Annotated in this window: 12 protein-coding genes and 1 tRNA gene; 7 read left to right on the top strand and 6 right to left on the bottom strand. The window is 61.9% G+C overall.

The window, feature by feature from the left end:
* Window positions 1-176 precede the first annotated feature (176 nt).
* The gene (locus tag FSZ31_RS03250) at window positions 177-1,508 is read right to left on the bottom strand and encodes a sigma-54-dependent transcriptional regulator (protein ID WP_147121596.1); all 1,332 of its coding nucleotides are present in this window, start codon (window positions 1,506-1,508) and stop codon (window positions 177-179) included.
* A complete protein-coding gene (locus tag FSZ31_RS03245; RefSeq protein ID WP_147121595.1) occupies window positions 1,505-3,190 on the bottom strand; it encodes a sensor histidine kinase in 1,686 nt (561 codons plus the stop codon). The genes FSZ31_RS03250 and FSZ31_RS03245 overlap by 4 nt, the downstream gene beginning before the upstream one ends.
* A gap of 193 nt (window positions 3,191-3,383) precedes the next feature.
* Here FSZ31_RS03245 and FSZ31_RS03240 point away from each other — a divergent pair, with 193 nt between their 5' ends.
* From FSZ31_RS03240 to FSZ31_RS03210, 7 genes are all read left to right on the top strand, one after another.
* Window positions 3,384-4,769 carry a dicarboxylate/amino acid:cation symporter gene (locus FSZ31_RS03240; RefSeq protein WP_147121594.1) on the top strand — a complete coding sequence of 462 codons (1,386 nt, stop codon included), beginning with the start codon at window positions 3,384-3,386 and terminating at the stop codon, window positions 4,767-4,769.
* The gene (locus tag FSZ31_RS03235) at window positions 4,766-5,713 is read left to right on the top strand and encodes an alpha/beta hydrolase (protein ID WP_147121593.1); all 948 of its coding nucleotides are present in this window, start codon (window positions 4,766-4,768) and stop codon (window positions 5,711-5,713) included. The genes FSZ31_RS03240 and FSZ31_RS03235 overlap by 4 nt, the downstream gene beginning before the upstream one ends.
* A 21-nt stretch (window positions 5,714-5,734) precedes the next feature.
* Entirely contained in the window at window positions 5,735-8,785 is a 3,051-nt protein-coding gene (locus FSZ31_RS03230; protein ID WP_147121592.1) for a TonB-dependent receptor domain-containing protein, read from the top strand.
* 187 nt (window positions 8,786-8,972) lie between these two features.
* A complete protein-coding gene (locus FSZ31_RS03225; RefSeq protein ID WP_161595928.1) occupies window positions 8,973-10,040 on the top strand; it encodes a M14 family metallopeptidase in 1,068 nt (355 codons plus the stop codon).
* Window positions 10,041-10,411: 371 nt separating this feature from the next.
* Window positions 10,412-10,654, top strand: a complete 243-nt coding sequence (locus FSZ31_RS13095; protein ID WP_147121590.1) for a DUF3489 domain-containing protein — start codon at window positions 10,412-10,414, stop codon at window positions 10,652-10,654.
* Window position 10,655: 1 nt separating this feature from the next.
* On the top strand, window positions 10,656-11,087 hold the full coding sequence (locus FSZ31_RS03215) for a DUF2924 domain-containing protein (RefSeq protein ID WP_147121589.1): 432 nt from the start codon (window positions 10,656-10,658) through the stop codon (window positions 11,085-11,087).
* Entirely contained in the window at window positions 11,074-12,627 is a 1,554-nt protein-coding gene (locus FSZ31_RS03210; protein WP_147121588.1) for a recombinase family protein, read from the top strand. Before FSZ31_RS03215 ends, FSZ31_RS03210 begins: the two co-directional genes overlap by 14 nt.
* A 206-nt stretch (window positions 12,628-12,833) precedes the next feature.
* On the opposite strand, the gene FSZ31_RS03205 is transcribed toward FSZ31_RS03210, so the two are convergent.
* The 4 genes from FSZ31_RS03205 to FSZ31_RS03190 form a co-directional block, all read right to left on the bottom strand.
* Window positions 12,834-12,909, bottom strand: a tRNA-Phe gene (locus FSZ31_RS03205).
* 53 nt (window positions 12,910-12,962) lie between these two features.
* On the bottom strand, window positions 12,963-13,157 hold the full coding sequence (locus FSZ31_RS03200) for a DNA gyrase inhibitor YacG (protein WP_147122525.1): 195 nt from the start codon (window positions 13,155-13,157) through the stop codon (window positions 12,963-12,965).
* Window positions 13,147-14,130: a ribonuclease E/G family protein gene (locus FSZ31_RS03195; protein WP_147121587.1), complete on the bottom strand. Its 984-nt coding sequence runs from the start codon at window positions 14,128-14,130 to the stop codon at window positions 13,147-13,149. The genes FSZ31_RS03200 and FSZ31_RS03195 overlap by 11 nt, the downstream gene beginning before the upstream one ends.
* Complete coding sequence (locus FSZ31_RS03190; RefSeq protein WP_147121586.1) at window positions 14,123-14,692, bottom strand: Maf family protein; 570 nt, start codon at window positions 14,690-14,692, stop codon at window positions 14,123-14,125. The genes FSZ31_RS03195 and FSZ31_RS03190 overlap by 8 nt, the downstream gene beginning before the upstream one ends.
* Between the last annotated feature and the right edge of the window lie 29 nt (window positions 14,693-14,721).

Here is a 14,721-nt window from a genome sequence, read left to right as displayed (position 1 = left end):
ATTTACGTTTGATTTAATTGCATTCTCTATTAAACGACGTCTTAATTCCCCAATGCCAATGTCCGCGATTGGGCCGATTGCTGCCGTTCCGGTTTTCGCAGCTGAGACTACGTTCCTGCCGTTGGTCGCCCGGTCCAGATTGCGGAACCAGCACGTCTCATCCAAATTAAAACCTTTCATGTCCGGAAGCTGCTGGCTTTCAAGCCATGCTTTGCCAGCTTGTCGTAAAGCGTCTTGCGCGGGATCCCGAGCGAGCGTTCGGCGGCTGCAATCCTTCCACGACACTCTCGCATCGTATTTTCGATGAGCGCCCGTTCGAAACCAGCCACGCGATCCTTCAGAGACTGCGGCGAGCCCATGCCCGGCAGGCCCAGCGATTCGTCCGTCGATAAGTCTAAGACGAAAATGCGTGCATAGCCGCGCAGCTCATGCATGTTGCCTGGCCAATCGTGGCTGGCAAGGTGATGCCATTCGGCGCTGGTCAGCGGCCGTGCCGCGGTATCGAATTCCCGTTCAAACTCGGCAACGAAATGGCGAAAGATTTCCGCGATATCGCGTCGGCGCGATGCCAGCGGAGGGAGCGCTATGGTGACGCCGTTGAGGCGATGGAAAAGCGACAAAGACACCCGACGCGATGTCGCGTCGCCGTCCGACACGTTGCGCGCAGCAGAGATGATGCGCACATTCGTCGCTTGCGGACGCGACGCCCCGATCGGCAGGTAACTGCGTTGCTCGACTACGCTGAGCATGCGTGCCTGGATTTGCTCGGGCATCGTTTCGATATCGTCGAGGAATAGCGTCCCTCCCCGCGCCCGCTCGATCAGGCCCGCGCGCGACAGTCCGCTGCCCGGCTCGCGTCCGAAGATGATGAGTTCGGCATCCTGGTGCGCCCAGCTACCAGCCTCGATCGTAACGAAGGGGCGATCATGGCGGGGGCTGAGATCGTGGATCCGGCGGGCGACGAAGCTCTTGCCTGCACCACTCGGTCCGGTGATCATCAGATCGATGTCGGCGCGGCCAACCTCGGCGATCAAGCGGTTGAGCCGCTCGATTTCGATCGAGCTGCCGAGCAAGCCTGTCGTCGCGTGGCTGCGCAGCGCCTCGCGCAGCTTGCGGTTCTCGATGACGAGACTGCGCTTTTCAGCGGCGCGACGAATCGACTTGGCAAGCGCGCTCGCCGCATAAGGTTTCGACAGGAAGTCCGCAGCGCCCTGCTTCATCGCCGAGACCGCCATCGCGACATCGCCATGACCGGTGGTAAAGATCACCGGCAAGCTATCGTCAATTCCGCGGATCGCATCGAAGAATTCGAGCCCGTCCATCGCAGGCAGGCGAACGTCGCTCACAACGACGCCTTCGAAATCGCGCGACAAGCGGCGCAGCGCCGGCTCCGCCGCCGGAAATGCATCGACCGTGAACCCCTCCAGTTGGAGCGCTTGGACAATCGCCTCGCGCAGCGCCGGGTCATCCTCGACAAAAACCACCTCGATGGCAGCAGGATCGCTCATGCGCGCGGTATCTTCATCGTCATACGCGTGCCGCGGTTTGACTCCCCGACAACAAGATCACCGCCGAGATCGCGCATGATGTCGCGCGAAATCACCAGGCCGAGACCGAGACCATCACTCTTGGTGGTCGCGAAGGGATGAAACATGCGATCGCGCATGTCCTCTGCAATGCCGGGACCGTTGTCGATCACCGATACGAAACAAGATCGTGCCTCGGTTGTCACCGCGATTGCTATCACCCCGCCCTCCCCCGCCGCATCGAGCGCATTCTGGAGGAGGTTGATGATGACCTGTTCAAGCCGGACGGGTTCGGCGCGCACCCGCTCGGTCAGCGTCTCTTCGTCCGGCAAGGTCAGCGTCACGGCCATTCCGGCGATCCGGTCGTGAAGCAGCAGGAGCGCGCCTTCGATTGGCTTGGCCACCGGCATTTCCTGCGGATCGGGCGCATCGCGGCGGCTAAACAGCCGCAATTCGGCGGTGATCCGGCCTATTCGATCGGCGAGGTCAACGATTCGCGCGAAGTTGGTCTGGGCATCGTCGAGCCGCCCGGTCGCGATAAGTGCAGCCCCATTTTCGGCAAACAGGCGCGCGGCCGCGACGGGCTGATTAATCTCGTGTCCGACACCTGCCGCAATCTGCCCCAGCGTCGCAAGCCGGTTGGCCTGATTGAGCTGTTCGCGCAGCGTCCGCGTCCTTTGCGCGATCGCCACCTCCTCCTGCAGCGAGCGCCGTCGCCTGAAGACGAACGCTAGGGCCAGCAGACCCGCGGCGATAGTCGCGACGAGCAGCAGATAATATCGACCGCGGGCTACCGCGGCATCGATTTGAGACGAAGGATTGGCGAGCAGGTGCAGGACCCAACCATCGAGTGCGATTGGTTGCTCGGTATCGAGCAACGGAGATTTTACGAGACCGACCTTCAGCCCGATCGGGTCCGGCAGCAAAGGCGGCACGATATCAACTCCAAACTGCCGGCGATCGACCGATCGGTTGCGCGCCGCGCCGCGCTGGGGTCCGGTCGCATGAAATCGCCAGCCATCGTTGCTCGTCAGCAGGACGACGCCTTCGGCATCGGTGACGAACACGCCATCGCTGGCGGCTCGCCAGCCGGCCTCTAGATCGTCGAATTCGACCTTCACCGCAACGATGCCCGTCGGGCGTCCGCCGCTGACAACTCGCTGAGCGATATAAAGTCCGGGTTCGCGGCTGACCGTGCCAAGGGCAAACTGGGTGGCCGAACCGCGCGCCAAGGCGTTGCGGAAATAAGGCCGAAAGTTGTAGTTCGATCCGACGAAGCTCGTCGGGCGGTCCCAGTTGCTCGCAGCGATCGTAAGGCCGTCGGCGTTCATCAGGTAGATGGCGGCTGCGTTGGTCTGCCTTGCAAGCGTCGCAAGTCGGCGGTCGAGCAAGTCGGCTTCACTCGATGCACCCAACAGCAACGCGCCAACCTGCGGATCTTCGGCGAGGACGAGCGGCACGAGGCTGAATTTGTCGAGTTCGCTCTTGAGGCTCGCCGCCATGATCGCGGCCTCGTCCTGTGCCTCGCTCGCTGCCGCCGCCGCGCCGCCGGCTCGCGACCTCCGGTCGATGATCCAGGTCGCCAGCAAGGCCGTCGCAAGACACAGGAGGCCGAGGACGGCTGCACGCCGCGGGAAGCTCCTGAACAGTGTGGCGGCTGTCATGATTGGAATTGTCCGGTTTTTCGCACAATAGTCAAAACATATGTGCGGTTTTCCGCGTAATTTGTCAGGTCGCTAACTTGGGAATGGCTAAAAACCGTGGTTTTCGGCTTTTGCCCGACTTCGATGCGCTGGCTCTTGAACGGCGCTATAGTCATCAACAGACCGCCGATAATAGGCGGCTGGAGGATGCTTAATGGTCGAAATCGACGCTGGCCGCAGGCCGGCCGAAGGACGCGTGAAGCGGCCGTTCTATCGCCAACTTTATTTCCAGGTGCTTGGCGCGATCGCGCTCGGCGCTCTGATTGGCCATCTCTACCCCGACTTCGGTGTCTCGCTCAAACCGCTCGGCGACGGCTTTATCAAACTGGTCAAGATGATCATTGCGCCGGTAATCTTCCTGACCGTCGCAACGGGGATCGCCGGCATGCGTGACATGAGCGCGGTCGGCAGTGTCGCTGGCAAGGCGATGATCTATTTCCTGTTCTTTTCAACGCTGGCGCTCATTCTGGGGCTGATCGTAGCCAATGTCGTCCAGCCCGGTGCGGGCCTCAACATCGATCCCGCCACGCTCGACGCCTCCGCGGTGGAAACCTATGCGCAGACCGCGCACGACCAGACGATCTGGGGTTTCATCCTCGACATCATCCCGACGACGCTGTTCAGCGCGATGACCGAGGGCAGCATCCTCCAGGTGCTGCTCGTCGCGATCCTGTCGGGCATCGCGCTCGCCGCGACACGCCCGCACAGCGACCTTGTGCTCGACGTGCTGTCGTCGCTCAGCGCGGCGATCTTCAAGCTCGTCCACATGCTGATGAAGCTCGCCCCGATCGGCGCATTCGGCGCGATCGCCTTTACCATCGGCGAGTTCGGCATCGGTTCGCTCGCCAGCCTCGCCGCGTTGATCGGGACCTTTTACCTGACCTCGCTGCTTTTCGTCCTCGTCGTGCTCGGCGTCGTCGCGCGCCTAGCCGGGTTCTCGATCCTGCGGCTGATCCGCTATCTGCGCGAAGAGCTACTTCTCGTCCTCGGCACGTCATCGTCCGAGGCGGCACTGCCCAGCCTGATGGAAAAGATGGAGATTGCCGGCTGCCGCAAGGCGGTGGTCGGTCTGGTCATCCCGACCGGTTATTCTTTCAACCTTGACGGTACCAACATCTACATGACGCTCGCCGCATTGTTCATCGCGCAGGCGGTCGGGATCGAGCTGTCGATCGGGGAGCAGCTGGCGCTCGTGCTCGTCGCGATGATCAGCTCGAAGGGCGCGGCAGGCGTGACCGGCGCGGGCTTCGTTATCCTTGCCGCGACACTTTCGGTGGTTCCGTCGGTGCCTGTCGCGGGCATGGCGCTGATCCTCGGCATCGACCGCTTCATGAGCGAATGTCGCGCGCTGACCAACTTCATCGGCAATGCGGTCGCTACCGTCGTCGTCGCCAAATGGGAGGGCGCGCTCGACACCGAACGCCTCGCCGCCGCGATGGCCGGCCGCCCGATGGCACTGGTCGATGAGGACATCGAACGGCACGAGCGAAGCGGCCCGATTAGCGAGGCGGTCCACGCACAGTTGGAGACGGCAGCATGATCAACCGGCGTTCGATCCTCGGCGGCGGCGGCGCGCTGATTGCGACGGGCGCGCTTGCCTCGATTGCAACCCCGGCCCGTGCGCATACCGGCGAGGAAATCCTGCTCTGGCAGGGCAAGGCGCCCGGCAAAGGCGGTGTGACCGGACCTGAAAAAATCGGCGAAGCGGGCGCAGGCTATGGCGCGGTGTCGAACATCGCGACGCCGCGAATGCGCGTCTATCGCCCCAATCTGCCCAACGGCAAGGCGGTCATCGTGTGCGGCGGCGGCGGATATTTCCGCATCCAGCTGTGGAAAGAAAGCACGCCCGCCGCGCAATGGCTTCAGCTCAACGGCTATACCGTTTTCGAACTGATCTATCGCCTGCCCAATGATGGCTGGGAGGCGACCGCCCCCTTTGCCGATGCGCAGCGCGCGATGAAGATCGTCCGTAGCCGCGCGAGCGAGTTTGGCATCGAACGCGACAAGATCGGGATCATGGGCATGTCGGCGGGTGGCCATCTGGCCGGCTTCACCGCCCTCCAGGCCGCGCGCGCGCTGTACGCGGGTAAGGATCAATTTGAGGCGGTCAGCGCGCGGCCCGATTTTGCCGCGCTGCTGTTCCCCGTCGTCAGCCTGCGCAAACCGTTCGACACAACGCGCACGCGCAAGGAAATCATCGGGTCAACGCCCAACGCGGCGGCGGAAAATGTCTGGTCGCTCGACACCTATGCGGCACAGGACGCCCCGCCGATGATCCTGTTTTCCGCGGCCGACGATCTAACGACGCCGCCGGGGCATAATCTTACCCTGTTCACCGCCTTGTCCGCGGCCAAGGCGAGCGTCGAAATGCACATTTTCGCCGATGGCGGTCATGGCTGGGGCCTCGGCACGCCCGAACAGACGCTCAACCAGTGGCCCGAACTATTCAATGCCTGGAGCAACCGGGTGGCAATCAAGAATTAGCGACGTAAAGGGGAGCAAATCATGCGTAACATCAATATTGCACGGCTGGCATTACTGGGCGGGGCGAGTCTCGCCGTGCTCGGCGGAACGGTAGCCCATGCCCAAGATACAACGCCTGGCTCGGCCGACCCGAGTGCGGCCCAGACGACCGTTTCAGAAGATCCCGGCATCATCGTCATCGGTAGCCAGATCAAGGGCGCGAAGATCAACGATATTCTTCCGGTAACGGTGGTCGATGAACAGCAGATCGAAAACAGCGGCGCGAGTTCGGGCGACGAGATCTTTCGGTCCATCCCGCAGGCAGGAACGGTCGCCTTCAACGAACAGAACAACTCGAGCCAGAACAGCGCGCGCGGCGATGTCGGGTCGATCAACCTTCGCGATCTCGGCACCGGCAATACGCTGCTGTTGATCAACGGCCGACGCATGACGCTTCACCCGGGGTACCAGACCGAACTGCTCGTTCCCGTCGTCTCTTCGGACACCAACGAGATCGCACCGGGCAGCGTTCGGCGAATTGAAGTCCTGCGCGACGGTGCATCGGCGATCTACGGTGCCGACGCGGTCGCGGGCGTTGTCAACACGGTGCTCAAGGGCGGGATGACGGGCGGCTTCATCGAGGGCGACCTGCGACTGTCGGACGGAACCGGCCTGTTCAATTATACGATCAGCGGTGGGCTGGGCTTCGACTTCGGCGGCGGCCGCGGCAACCTGACCGTATATGGCGGCTATTTCCGCGAGAACGGCCTGCTTGCCTCAAAGCGCGATTATGCCGGTGAGGAGGATCGCCGACCGCTGGTCGCGGGCACCGATTTCGATGGCGATGCCTCGTTCAACAACCGCAACACCTTCGGGCCGTTCGGCCAGTTCGATATCCAGGCACCGACCAACCGGACGCCGATCGGCGACGACGACTTCTATCTCCAGCCGAGCACGTTTCCGGGGTGCAGAATGGACTTCGGCGGCGGCATCTGTGCGCGAAACGGCACGACGCCAACGAGCGACGTGCGCTACAACACCAACTTCGGCAACCATCTGATCAGCAGCAAGCACCGCTATAACGCGATGGCTCTGCTGAGCTACGAACTCACCGACAACGTCGAAGCGTATTTCGAAGGCAGCTACTACCGGTCGGAAAACCGTCGCAACATCGAGGCATCGGCAATCCTCAGCGCAGTGCCCGTAGGTATTTCGCGCACCGCCTACTGGAACCCGTTCGGCCCCGTCGGCAGTCCCAACCGCCTGCCCGGCACGACGATTCCTGCCAGTGGCGCAGACGTCATTATGGAGCGTTATCGCTTCGTCGATGTCGGCAATCGCGACGTTTCGGTAGACAAGGACACCTACCGCCTTGTCGGCGGCCTGCGTGGAAATTTCGGCGCCTGGGACTATGATACCGGGTTCCTCTACTCGGAAGCGAACTCGCTCGATCTTGCCCGCAACCGCGTCTCGCTCACGCTGATGCAGCAGCAGATCAACCTGACGACCTCCGACGCTTACAACCCGTTCAACGGCGGCTGCCTCGATGATCCGGGTCAGGGCGATTGCACGCCCAATCCGGCCTCCTCGATCGACCCCTTCCGGATCGACGTGTTCCGCAAGGGCGGCACCAGCCTGGCGCTGGCCGACTTCAAGATCAGCCGCAACGACCTGTTTGTCCTGCCCGGAGGTAATGTCGGCATTGCCTCTGGTGTCGAATGGCGGCGCGAGACGTTTTACGACGATCGCGACCCGCGCCTCGACGGCACGATCACCTTCACCGACAGCGTAACCGGCGAGTTCAACGGCAGCGACGTTGCGGGAACCAGTCCCTCACCCGATACCAGCGGCAGCCGCAACGTTTATTCGGCATTCGCTGAACTGTTCGTGCCCTTGGTTAGTCCCGACATGAATATTCCGCTGGTGCGACAGCTCAACCTTCAGTTGGCCGGCCGGGTCGAACGTTTCGACGACATCAAGGCAACTGCGGTGGTCCCGCGTATCGCCGCGTCGTGGATGGCCATTCCCGGCGTCACATTTCGTGGCGCATGGTCGCAAGGGTTTCGTGCGCCGAACCTGGTGCAGGTGAACGACGATGGCACGACCCGATCGAACACCCGCGACGATTTCGTAGTCTGCACGGCCCAGGTCGCAAAGGGCCAGATAGCCAGCCTCGGCGTCTGCCCGGGTGCCGGCGTCATCAGCTTCCGGTCGGGCGCTCGCAGCCTGCGACCGGAAGACAGCACCAGCATCAACCTCGGCGTCGTGCTCGAGCCAGCCTTCATTCCCGGCCTGACGCTCACCGCCGACTATTGGCGTGTAAAGCAGACCGGCCTGGTCGGCACCTTCGGCGACGATAACGCGATTGCGCTCGACCTGCTGCGTCGCCTCGCCGGCAGCACCAACCCGAACGTGGTGCGTCTTGCCCCCACAGTCGATGATATCGCGCTGTTTGCCGGAACCGGACTCGATCCGGCAGGCAAGATCGACTTCGTTCTCGACCCTTATCTCAACCTCGACAGCCGCACGTCGCGAGGTTTCGATTTCGGTCTGTTCTACCGCGTACCGGATTTCGGTGCGGGCAAGTTCCGCATCCGGCTGAACGCCGCGCGGCTGCTCGGCTTCGTCCAGGATGCCGGCTCCGACGGCCAGGAAATCCTCGATGGCGTCGCCGCCGGGACGCTTCCGCTCGACGTGACCGTCGGCGGGCTGGGCGAATTGCTCGAGGTCGATGGGCGGCCGAAATGGCGGGCAAGCGGATCGATCAATTGGTCGAAGGGACCGGTCGATGTCGGACTGTTCGGCCAGTATGTCGGCATGGTGTACGACACGAGCGTGGTCCGCGACAATCTGATCGTGTCCGACGATCCGAACGCCAATTTCTATCCCGTCGACGACCAGTTCACGATAAACCTGTCGATCGCATACGAAATCAACAACCAAACTCCGCTCAACGGAACCCGGTTGCGCTTCGCGATCAACAACCTGTTCGACAAGGATCCACCGCTGGCCGACGAATCCTATGGCTACTTCAGCGAGCTGCATTCGCCCCGTGGCCGCCAGTTCGCGATCGAGCTGAGAAAAAAGTTCTGATCGCGTGACCATCCAGTCCAAAAGCGCCGCGATCTTGATGATTTCGCTGATCGCGGCGCTTGCGGGCTGCGCATCCCAGGATGACACCCACCTGCCTGCTGGCGTTGCGCAAACGTCTCAGGCCCGATGCGCCACATCGGATGTCGTGCTCACATTTGATTTCCCGGGTGCGTCGCCGGCCCGCTGCGTGATCGAAGGCGAACGCAGTTTCTCGCTGGTGATCGCGCCCGAACACGCCCCGCCGATCAATCCCAGTCCCTGGTACGCGTTTCGATACTCGGCCCAGCCTGGGGGCGATGTCACCGTGCGTCTTTCATACCTAGAGGCGAAACATCGCTATGCGCCGAAGCTGACCCGCAACGGCGTTGTCAGCGAACTTCCGGTAAGCATCGCCAATGACGAACGCAGCGCGCTGGTCACGCTCCCCGAAGGGTCGGGAACCGTGAGTGCGCAACCAATGCTGTCCAGTGCCGACTACGCTGCCTTCGCGCGCGACCTGGTCCGCGATTACGGCGGCGAGCGCCTCGATCTGGGTCGCTCGCTCGATGGCAGGCCGATCGAGGCGATCCGCTTCGGCGATGTTTCGGCAGATGCAACGATCGTCATCCTCGGTCGCCAGCATCCGCCCGAAGTGACCGGATTCTATGCCTTGGAACCGTTCGTCCGTGCGCTCGCGCGCAGCATGCAGCAGGATAAGCTGCTCGGGACCCGCTATCAGATTTTGGCCGTCCCCCTGCTTAATCCCGACGGCGTCGACCGCGGCCACTGGCGCGCCAATCGCGGCGGCGTCGACCTCAACCGCGACTGGGGCGCGTTCACCCAGCCCGAAACGCGCGCCGTCCGCGACTGGCTCGCCAGCCATGCCAAACTCACTAGGCCGGTCGTCATGATCGATTTCCATTCGACCGCGCGCAACCTGTTCTACGTTCAGGGTGACGAGGCGGGAGCGACGAACGCGCGCTTTCTTGAGACTTGGTTAGCAGGCAAGGAAGCGCAATTCACCGGCTACCCCTTCACGATCGAAAAACGCAACGCCAACCCCGGCTCGGGCACCGCTAAGAACTGGTTCTTCGAATGCTTTGCGATACCCGCCTACACCTATGAGGTCGACGACGATGCCAATCCCGCGGAGACCGCGACGGCGGCCAGACTGCTGGCAGCCGACTTTGTCCTCGCGCTCCCTGCACTCGCTCGGAGTGATGTTAGCCCCCGAAGGGACACTGGAGGTCGGTGCCTTCCGGATGCTATCCCCTGACGGTCAATAAAAATGGCCGGAAGGAAACGGAGTTCCGGAGCACAAGTGCCCCTGTCCTAGCCCACCATCGATGCGAAGATAGCAGAGATCAAGCGCTGCTTTCAAAGTCCGCAGGAAGCACTTTGGGTCCTGATCTGGACGCAAGGTCGTCTGTGCCTTCCAATGTCAAGGAATGGCGGCTTTCGGCCTGCGAGATTATCGGCTGTTATGACCGACAATGGGCGCAAAGCAGTCATTCGACTGGACTTCACTTTCAAACAGAGCGTTGGTGTCCACACGGCAGTGATCGTTGCCGCTAAAGCCTCAGCGCGAAATCGCCCGAGGCTTTGCGTGGTGGGACGACAATCAAGTTGTCCGTGAGGATAACCATCATGCGAAATTCTTCAATTTCGGCGCAAAAAATAGCCCCGCCCCGCCCTCGCCAAACCAAGGCGCTCAAGGTTGAGCGACTTCTCAAACGAAATCAGGGAGCCACGCTCGGCGAGATCGCGACGTCAACGAACTGGCAGCCGCACAGCTGTCGCTCTTTTTTAACTGGCCTGCGAAAGAGGGGCCTGACGATCCTCAAAGAGAGCCGGAACGACGGCGCCACAAATTACCGTATCGAGAGCTGAGATGATCGATGAGCACCTGGCGAAGCTCTCGGCGGGCCAATTGCGAGCTGAATGGCGAAGGCTTCACAAGGGCACTGTCACGCCCAAGGGGCTCGGTCGAGACTTGATCGCTCGAGCTATCGTCTGGCGAAAACAGGCGAGAATGGAAGGAGGTCTAACGCCTGCGATCCAAAGAACGCTAGATCGGTTTGCGATCGAGTTAGTCGAAACCGGCGACATAAAACTAAGTGCGGGGTTGAGCCTGAAACCCGGCACTCGGCTGGTGCGTCAATGGCACGGTGACATCTATCAGGTGCAGGTTCTCGATCAGGGTTTTAAGTTCGAAGAGCGACATTTTCGCAGTCTGACCCAAATCGCCCGCAAGATCACCGGCACCGCCTGGTCGGGGCCCCGTTTCTTCGGACTCAAGGCAAGCCCCGATGCCAGGAACTGATCCAACGAGGCGTCGATGTGCTATTTATACGCGCAAATCGACCGAGGACGGGCTCGAGCAGGAGTTCAACAGCCTGGATGCGCAGCGCGCGGCGTGTGCCGCCTATATCGAAAGCCAGCGACACGAAGGATGGACCTTAGTTCCCGAACACTATGATGACGGAGGCTATTCGGGCGGTAACATGGAGCGGCCCGGGCTTTCACATATCATGGTGGATATCCGGGCCGGCAAAATCGATGTGATCGTGGTCTATAAGGTCGATCGCCTCACTCGCAGCCTTGCCGACTTCGCGCGGATAATCGAAATTCTGGACGATAACGATGCCTCGTTCGTCAGCGTCACTCAGGCATTTAACACTACGTCCAGCATGGGCAGACTTACGCTCAATGTGTTGCTCTCGTTCGCTCAGTTCGAACGCGAAATTACCAGCGAACGAATTCGAGACAAGATTGCAGCATCAAAGGCACGCGGGATGTGGATGGGCGGCGTGGTACCGCTTGGTTATGTAGTCGAGGACCGACACCTCGTCGTCGATCAACGTCAAGCCGTGACAGTTCGTAATATCTTCACGCGGTATCTCACACTCGGGTCCGTGTCCGCTCTGGCGATGCAACTTGAAGAGCGCGGCGTAAAATCTCCCCAACGGCGAAGCAGGGGCGGTCGCATTTCCGGCGACGTCCCGTTCAGTCGCGGCGCGCTGTATACGATCCTTAAAAACCGAACTTATCTTGGCGAGGTAGCCCACAAGGGAAAATCATACTGCGGCGAGCACGACGCGATCATGGATAGACAAGCATTTGAAGCCGCAGCTGAGCTCCTGTCACAAAATCGCGCAAACACGATTAATGGACTTAATGCAGACCATCCAAGCCCTTTGGCCGGTATGATCTATGACGCCAGCGGGTCCAGAATGTTGGCGGATCATGCATGCAAGCGGGGTAAGCGTTACCGATATTACGCCTCAGCCAACGGTAACAAAAGGCAGAAGCTAAGGGTGCCGGCGGGCGACCTTGAGGGCATAGTTCTGGCGCAATTGCGTAAGCGCTATCCTGATGCCAAAGGTGAGAACGCAAACTTGCCGCTCACCCGCCGAGCCGTTCTCGATCGCGTCGAGAAGGTTATCGTGTCCAAAGTCGGGCTCGAGATACAGTTCCTCGATGAAGATGCGTTTGGAAACAGATCCCAAAAGGTCGAGGTTCAACTGGCTCGTCGCGGCAAGGAAGTTAAACTTGTCGAGCCTCCACAGAACGCCTCCATCGTGCATCGCGACCGATCGCTTATAAAGCTCGTCGTTAAAGCGTACATGGCTCGTCATGCCCTGGAGAATAACGAGGGCGCATCGCTTGCTGAACTAGCTCAGGCCAAAGGACTGTCCAGCAACTATTTCAGGGTGCTTTTGCGGATCAGCTACCTAGCGCCCGACATAATGACGGCGATCGTAGAAGGGCGACAGCCAGTCCATCTAAACCGACAAAAGCTTGCTCGTGCCACGGGCTTGCCGACAGAGTGGCAGGACCAGCGCAAGGCGCTCGGTTTCTAACATTTTTGCTGGTAGCTGCGCATCGCATCGGCCGACCGCCGATTCGGATATCCGAGAACGGCGCCCGATTATCCGATTTTGGCCTTAGCCAATTCGTCTCTTCAAAATTCCAAAGCGAAATCAGATGGCCTGGAAGTAGCGCAACTGCGCCATTCTGTGGTCGGGATCGCGCGCACTCACCGTGCCACTAGAAATTCTTTGGAAAATGGTGCCCGGGGGCGGATTCGAACCACCGACACCACGATTTTCAGTCGTGTGCTCTACCAACTGAGCTACCCGGGCATGGGCATTGGAACGCGGCCTATAGAGGCGCGCGGGGCGCGCTGTCCAGTCCCTTAGAAGTCGTCTTTTTCTTCCGGCTCGTCGTCAAGCTCGGCGGGATGCGCGCCGGGCAGGGCATAGCCCTCTCCGAACCATTGCATCAGGTCGCGGTCGCGGCAGCCGCGCGAACAGAATGGGCGGAATTCAGCCTGGGCCGGTTGCTTGCAGATCGGGCATTTCCCCAGTGCCGCGCGCGTTTCATTCGACATAACCGCCATCCAATCCTTCGCCTTGACCACTTGCTATAACGACGCTGCGCCCGAGACGTTGCGCCAGCTGATCGACCAACATCGCGCGGCCTTCGAGCCAGGCAGCGACCGGCGGCGCGGCGACGAGGCGCGCCGGGCCACTGCCACGCGACCGTTCGGCGCGGCGCAGCAGCGCCAGCGCGGCGCTCTCTACCGGACGATATTGCATCAGCTCGGCAAGCGACGGTCGCACCCGTCGCCGCACCAGCTGGAGAAAGCCGAAGCCGTTGACCGCGGTCCGCTCGAACGGCTGCGGGACGATGGCGTCGAGCGCGTCGGCGAGCGCAAGGCGCTGCGTGCGGTCGGCCACAGTCGGCAGGTCGATGCCGATCGAACCCGTGATGTCCATGCGGACGATCGCGCGCGCCGCGGCCTCGATTCCCGCAGTTGCGAGGGCGTAGGCGTCCCCCGCCGCACCATCGATATCGATCAGCGTCATTGCGGGCGTGAGCGAGATACGCAGCGCGCCGCGGGTAAAAGCGATCTCGCCGGTCGCCGCCTCGTCGAGCAGCTCGCTCCAGCCGGCGTCCTCGAAACGGTCGGCGGCTTCGTGCGCGCTGCTCCGGATGACCGGCGCATCGCTCGCGACGATCCGCTCGTACAGGCTCGGCGCGGTGCGTGGTGCCTCGTCCGATGCCCGGGCGACCGCGCGCTTGATCTTGCCCGGTTCGGGCATCGCTTCGCGCGTCACCTCGACCGCCAGGCTCGCGCCGATCGAGATGCCGGCAGGAACGCGCGCGACGACCGCTTCATGATCGTCGGCGAAGCGCACGACTCCGCCACTGCGCGGATCGGCGTCGATCAGGCGCGCCTCTGCGATCGTACCGACGCGCAGGCCGCTGTCGCGCTCGACCTCGGCCGCAACGATGTCGCCGTCTTCGATCAGGATCGCGCGATTCTCGCCGATCCCGTCTTCATACAGCCATTCAGCCACAGGCGATCCCGGCACTGCGCAGCAGGGTGCGCGTCTCGTAGAGCGGCAGGCCGACGATCGCCGAATGGCTGCCCTCGATCCACGCGATCAGGCCCGCGGCGCGGCCCTGGATGGCATAGCCGCCCGCCTTGCCGACACCTTCGCCCGACGCTGCATAGGCCGCGATCTCGTCGCTCGCGAGGCGTTTGAAGCGGACCGTGCTTTCGCAGATGCGCGTGCGCACGCGCCCTGCCCCGTCGATCACCGCGATTGCGCTCAGCACGCTGTGGCGGCGACCCGACAGCAGGCCGAGAAATCTGGCGACATCGTCGGCGTCGTGCGCCTTGTCGAGGATGCGGCGACCCAGCGCGACGACGGTATCGCCCGCAAGCACGACCTCGTCATCGGATCGCGCAACCGCGCGCGCCTTTTCGGCGGCAAGGCGCAGCGCATAGTGGCGCGGCACCTCTGCCTTGCGGGGAGTTTCGTCGATATCGGGGCTGGCGACCGAATCGGGCACGATGCCGATACTGGCGAGCAGATCGAGCCGGCGCGGCGATGACGAGGCGAGAATGAGGCGCATGGATCCTTCGTGGCGATGACGCAGCCCGC

The organism is Flavisphingopyxis soli, assembly GCF_007995095.1.
GTDB lineage: Bacteria > Pseudomonadota > Alphaproteobacteria > Sphingomonadales > Sphingomonadaceae > Flavisphingopyxis > Flavisphingopyxis soli.
This window is presented reverse-complemented; position numbering and strand designations above follow the sequence as displayed.

Coding starts and splice junctions, on each gene's coding strand:
- FSZ31_RS03250 (WP_147121596.1), bottom strand. CDS start 1,508: ATGAGCGATCCTGCTGCCATCGAGGTGGTTTTTGTCGAGGATGACCCG.
- FSZ31_RS03245 (WP_147121595.1), bottom strand. CDS start 3,190: ATGACAGCCGCCACACTGTTCAGGAGCTTCCCGCGGCGTGCAGCCGTC.
- FSZ31_RS03240 (WP_147121594.1), top strand. CDS start 3,384: ATGGTCGAAATCGACGCTGGCCGCAGGCCGGCCGAAGGACGCGTGAAG.
- FSZ31_RS03235 (WP_147121593.1), top strand. CDS start 4,766: ATGATCAACCGGCGTTCGATCCTCGGCGGCGGCGGCGCGCTGATTGCG.
- FSZ31_RS03230 (WP_147121592.1), top strand. CDS start 5,735: ATGCGTAACATCAATATTGCACGGCTGGCATTACTGGGCGGGGCGAGT.
- FSZ31_RS13095 (WP_147121590.1), top strand. CDS start 10,412: ATGCGAAATTCTTCAATTTCGGCGCAAAAAATAGCCCCGCCCCGCCCT.
- FSZ31_RS03215 (WP_147121589.1), top strand. CDS start 10,656: ATGATCGATGAGCACCTGGCGAAGCTCTCGGCGGGCCAATTGCGAGCT.
- FSZ31_RS03210 (WP_147121588.1), top strand. CDS start 11,074: ATGCCAGGAACTGATCCAACGAGGCGTCGATGTGCTATTTATACGCGC.
- FSZ31_RS03200 (WP_147122525.1), bottom strand. CDS start 13,157: ATGTCGAATGAAACGCGCGCGGCACTGGGGAAATGCCCGATCTGCAAG.
- FSZ31_RS03190 (WP_147121586.1), bottom strand. CDS start 14,692: ATGCGCCTCATTCTCGCCTCGTCATCGCCGCGCCGGCTCGATCTGCTC.